The 4,420-nt window shown below is 68.9% G+C and carries 8 protein-coding genes; 5 read left to right on the forward strand and 3 right to left on the reverse strand.

Going from position 1 to position 4,420, the window contains the following annotated elements; genetic code table 11:
• Positions 1-220, reverse strand: a 220-nt coding sequence (locus FLW16_RS42665) for a transposase (protein ID WP_142566687.1), incomplete at its 3' end; no start/stop codon positions are given.
• A 56-nt stretch (positions 221-276) separates the two neighbouring features.
• Positions 277-663 (reverse strand): nuclear transport factor 2 family protein, encoded by a 387-nt coding sequence (locus FLW16_RS42670; RefSeq protein ID WP_142566682.1) that lies wholly within the window; start codon positions 661-663, stop codon positions 277-279.
• Between the two features lie 58 nt (positions 664-721).
• Here FLW16_RS42670 and FLW16_RS42675 point away from each other — a divergent pair, with 58 nt between their 5' ends.
• The 5 genes from FLW16_RS42675 (at position 722) to FLW16_RS42690 (ending at position 3,854) form a co-directional block, all read left to right on the forward strand.
• Positions 722-1,669: an RNA polymerase subunit sigma-70 gene (locus FLW16_RS42675; protein ID WP_221891599.1), complete on the forward strand. Its 948-nt coding sequence runs from the start codon at positions 722-724 to the stop codon at positions 1,667-1,669.
• Positions 1,670-1,686: 17 nt separating this feature from the next.
• Positions 1,687-2,295 (forward strand): DUF1707 domain-containing protein, encoded by a 609-nt coding sequence (locus tag FLW16_RS42680; protein WP_142566684.1) that lies wholly within the window; start codon positions 1,687-1,689, stop codon positions 2,293-2,295.
• Positions 2,296-2,489: 194 nt separating this feature from the next.
• Complete coding sequence (locus FLW16_RS46080) at positions 2,490-2,858, forward strand: hypothetical protein (RefSeq protein ID WP_312847199.1); 369 nt, start codon at positions 2,490-2,492, stop codon at positions 2,856-2,858.
• Complete coding sequence (locus tag FLW16_RS46085) at positions 2,743-3,165, forward strand: hypothetical protein (RefSeq protein WP_312847198.1); 423 nt, start codon at positions 2,743-2,745, stop codon at positions 3,163-3,165. Before FLW16_RS46080 ends, FLW16_RS46085 begins: the two co-directional genes overlap by 116 nt.
• A gap of 251 nt (positions 3,166-3,416) precedes the next feature.
• A complete protein-coding gene (locus tag FLW16_RS42690) occupies positions 3,417-3,854 on the forward strand; it encodes a hypothetical protein (protein WP_142566685.1) in 438 nt (145 codons plus the stop codon).
• 28 nt (positions 3,855-3,882) lie between these two features.
• Here FLW16_RS42690 and FLW16_RS42695 read toward each other — a convergent pair.
• Positions 3,883-4,420, reverse strand: a 538-nt coding sequence (locus tag FLW16_RS42695; protein ID WP_142566686.1) for an Imm21 family immunity protein, incomplete at its 5' end; no start/stop codon positions are given.

Raw genomic sequence — 4,420 nt, forward strand, 5'->3', positions numbered from 1 at the left:
TTCCGTCAGCTGACCAGCGGCGATGCCGCTTGTACACCGTCAGCCACGGTCCGAAGCGTTCTGGCAGGTCCCGCCACGGCACTCCGGTCCGCGCCCGGTACAGCACGCCGTTGATGACCGTGCGGTGGTCGCTCCACCTGCCACCGCGTGCTCCTGCGGGTGGGAGCAACGGCTTCAGCCGCTCCCACTCCGCCTTGGTTAAGTCCCCTCGGCCTCCCACACCGACCAGGGTGGAAGCCACACCGTGATCACGTCAGGAAATCCGAGAAACAGGACCTAGCCCTGAGCGGCGCCGGCCTGGGCCTGCCGGCGGCGGAACTCGTCGAACGGCGTGCGGTCGAAGACGAACCGGTTGTAGACGATCTTTCCGTCGCGGACCGTGACGCATTCGGCAGCGGGCGCGCTCCTCGCCGGGATCGTCTCCGCGTCGTACATCATCAGGGCCCTGTCGTCGTCGCCGAACGCCGCGATCATCTCCGTCCTGACGAGGAAGCGTTCAGCGAAAGGCGCCAGGAAGTCCCGGTACGCCCGGATCCCGACGAGCCGTCCCGCCGGGGCGTCGAGCACGACCTCGTCGGCGATGTAGCCGGTCGCGAGGTCGAGGTCCCCGCCGGTCCACGCGCGGTGGTAGGCGAGCGCGATCTGCAATGCTGAGCTGGTCATCATGTCTCCTTCCGGTGCTGCCTTGTACGACACCGGAGACCCGCGGAACGGAACGCTCGTGGCGGAAATCGCGTTCGAAGAGCTCACGGCGTACCGGCAGGAACTGCTGCTGCACTGCTACCGCCTGCTGGGCTCGCTGGCCGACGCGGAAGACGTGCTGCAGGAGACGTTGCTGGCGGCCTGGCGCGGCCTGGACGGCTTCCAGGGCCGCGCGTCGTCGCGGTCGTGGCTCTACCGCATCGCCACCAACCGGTGCCTCAACGCGCTACGCGACCGCGGCAGGCGGATGCCGCCCGCGCCCAGCCCGCCGTTCCAGCCGCCCGAGCCCAGCCGGCACGGCGACGTACGGTGGCTGCAGCCGTACCCGGACGCCCTGCTCGAGTTCGTGCCGGACACCGCCCCCGGCCCCGAGGCGCGCTACACGGCGCGGGAGGCGGTCGAGCTGGCCTTCGTCGCCGCGCTCCAGCGGATCCCGCCGAGGCAGGCCGCGGTCCTGGTGCTCTGCGACGTGCTCGGCTACCCACTGAGCGAGGTCGCGCCGATGCTGGGCACCACCCCGACGGCCGTCAAGGGTCTGCTGCAGCGGGCACGGGCCTCGGTCGGCCATCGCCGTGCCGAGCCGCCGGCGCAGGGGCCGGCGCAGGAGCGGCATCTGGTCCGCCGCTTCGCCGAGGCCTTCACCGGCGACGACATCGACGCCCTGGTCGCCCTGCTCACCGACGACGCGTGGCTGTCCATGCCGCCCGCGCCGCACGAATACCACGGTGTGGTGGCGATCACCGCGTTCCTGCGGGCGAGCGCCGCGTGGCGGGCGGGCCGGCGCCTGGAGCTGGAGCCCACCCGCGCCAATGGGCAACCGGCGTTCACCTGCTCCCTCGACGGCGAACCCACCGGGGTCATCGTGCTCACGCTGAGCGGCGACCGCGCCCGCGGCATCACCCGGTTCCTCGACGGCCGGCTACAAGAACATTTCGAAGCGGGACGAACTCCCTGTCGGGTCGAATGAGAACTATCGTGACCAGCATGGAAAATCCCCCTCAGCGCCGGGACTCCCCGACGTCTCACCTGCGCGCCTCGGACAGCAACAGGGACCAGGTCGCCGCCCTGCTCGGGGAAGCCCTGAGCACGGGCCAGCTGAGCCACGAGGAGTACTCCGAGCGGCTGGACAGCCTCTACCAGGCCAAGACCGTGGGAGAGCTCGAGGTCCTCACCCACGACCTCCAGGTCGAGCGGCAGCGACCGGCGGCGAGCCCGGTGTCCTACGCGCCGCCGAGCGGGAGCACCGAGCCGGACAACATCGTCGCCATCTTCGGCGGCGCCGACCGCAGGGGCCGCTGGCGGGTACGACGGGAGACCAAGGCACTGGCCGTCTTCGGCGGCGTGCGGTTCGACCTGACCGAAGCCGAGTTCGAGGCGAAAGAGGTCGAGATCACGATCAACGCCATCTTCGGCGGGGCCGAGATCATCCTGCCGGAGGGGGTCGAGGTGCGCTGCCAGGGCGTCGGCATCTTCGGCGGCTACGACGTGCACAACAGCCCGGACGTCGACCCGTCGGCGCCGGTGGTCGTGATCAAGGGCATGGCGCTGTTCGGCGGAGTGAGCGGCAGGTTCCGGCGCCGCCGCGACCGCTGAGCTCGGAGACGCCTCGCGACGAGCCCCGAAAATCGGTTGACGACGCTGATATCGTCCCAAAACGTGACAGGCGTCGACCAGTTCCTCGCAGACGGGTTCGCCAAGGTGGAGACGGTGGTCCCGCGCGAGGCCGGCGTGTGACCTACCGGCACGCGACCGTCCGGGACGACTACGCCGATCTCGCCAGCGGCGCGGTGTTGCACTCGGCTCCGGGGTTCCCCGCCTTTCCGGTCCGGCTGGCCAGCGAGATGGTCCAGCGCGCGATGGAGCTACGGGGCGGCGGCCGCGCCACGGTGTGGGATCCGTGCTGCGGCAGCGGCTACCTGCTGACCGTGATCGGGCTGCTGCATCGTCGCCGGATCTCGGCCGTGCTGGCCTCGGACGTCGATCCGGCCGCCGTCGGGCTCGCGGAACGGAATCTGGCCCTGCTGACGGCGAGCCGGGCTGATGGCACGTGCCGCCCATCTCGCCGAGCAGGCCGAGCGCTGGGGCCGCGCCTCCTACACCTCGGCGGCCGAGGCGGCACACCGGATCGCAACCGCGCTGAGCGCCGACGGCGGTGACCTGCCCAACGCCGTCTATCAGGCCGACGTGTTCGACGCCGACCGGCTCCGCCAACTCCTCGACGGACACCGGCCGGACGTGGTGATCACCGACGCGCCCTACGGCGAACAGACATCCTGGCGCGGACCCAACGGCGCCGACGGAGCCGCGGGCATGCTCAACACCCTGGGCGCGGTGCTCGACGAGAACGCCGTGATCGCGGTGGCGGTCCGCGGACGCAAGGCGCCGCGCGCCGACCGCCTGCGTACGTGCGCGACTTTCAAGATCGGGACCAGATCGGTCGCCCTGCTGCGGCCTCAACCGTAAGGTGGCTCTGCAACCGCTGGTGAAGGCGAGTTCAAGACCGGAAACCTTCGACTCCCGCGCGACAGCGTTGCCGGGATTTGGCACGCTCGTGATCGGCACATTCGCCCCCGATATTCCGCGGCGCATGGTCACAATGGCGAAGTGACCGATTTCGAAGGCATCTCATGATCCGGGTCATCGCCCATGTTCGTGGCCTACCCGTGGCCTTGACCGTATGTGCGTACGCGGCGGCCGTGCTCACGCTTACCTGGATGACCGAAGAGGGCTATCTCGGCGATGCCATGTATGGAGTGCTGACCATGGCCCTGATGGCCTTTCCGCTCTCCCTTGTCGGGACTTCTCTGTACGGGGTGCTGAAAGACGCAATCGTCGGCCAGAGGCACGATGACCCCACCTACGGCTGGAACTACGACTACGCCTGGGATTACGTCCTGATGGCCTGGCCGGGGATCGTCACGGCCATCGCCCTGATGCTCCTGCTGAAACGGCGGCGTACCCGTTCTGCGGGCCGAGTTGTCGGCTGGGCGCTGACGGCGGTCGTCACTGTGACCGGCGTGTTGATCACCTTTGACGCGTGGACGCCCCGTCGGCCATATGGCTGGCCGTTCCTCGTGTACGGGCTGGTCATGGTCATCGGGTTGATCGCTGCGCGCAGGTCCGCGCCGAAGGCGGCTGCCGGCGGGGCGTGACGTGCACTTCTCGTGATCTCGGGCGACTCTACGCGGGCGCCTGGGCCTCGACGGAGAAGCGATGGTCGGGTGAGGTCGAAGGCCCGAAGCGCACGAGAATCAGATGTGCCCTCGGATGCTCCACGTAGGCGGCGCGCACCGTGTACCGCCCAGGGGTGAGGTCGACACGCAGATGCTCCCACGAAGGGATGTCCTGATGCCCGAGCACGGAGTCGAAGAGGATCAGCGGCTCCTCAATCGTCCACGTCAGTGCCTCGTCTTCGGGCGCTGACTCTGCGTCCATCACCTCCATAGCCGCGTGGACGATGCCCTCTTCCGAGTCCGCGCCGACCCATCGGACGAGAGCCTTCCGCTCGGCGAGGAAGGTTGTGAGAGCCGGAGTATCGCCCAGGACCAAGGCTTGAGCCGGACCCACGTCGATCAGCCCCATGTACGACCGGGTTGCGTCCACGGGAGTGGTGTAAGAGTTTCCGCTGGTAGAGGCGTGGCGTCGTGAAATGAGGACGGCCATCGCGTGATCCTTCGTGATTGCGAAGTCAAGATCGAAGGAGAAGAAAGCGATGGCC

The sequence above is a fragment of the Microbispora sp. KK1-11 genome (assembly GCF_006874435.1).
In the GTDB taxonomy this organism is placed as follows: domain Bacteria; phylum Actinomycetota; class Actinomycetes; order Streptosporangiales; family Streptosporangiaceae; genus Microbispora; species Microbispora catharanthi.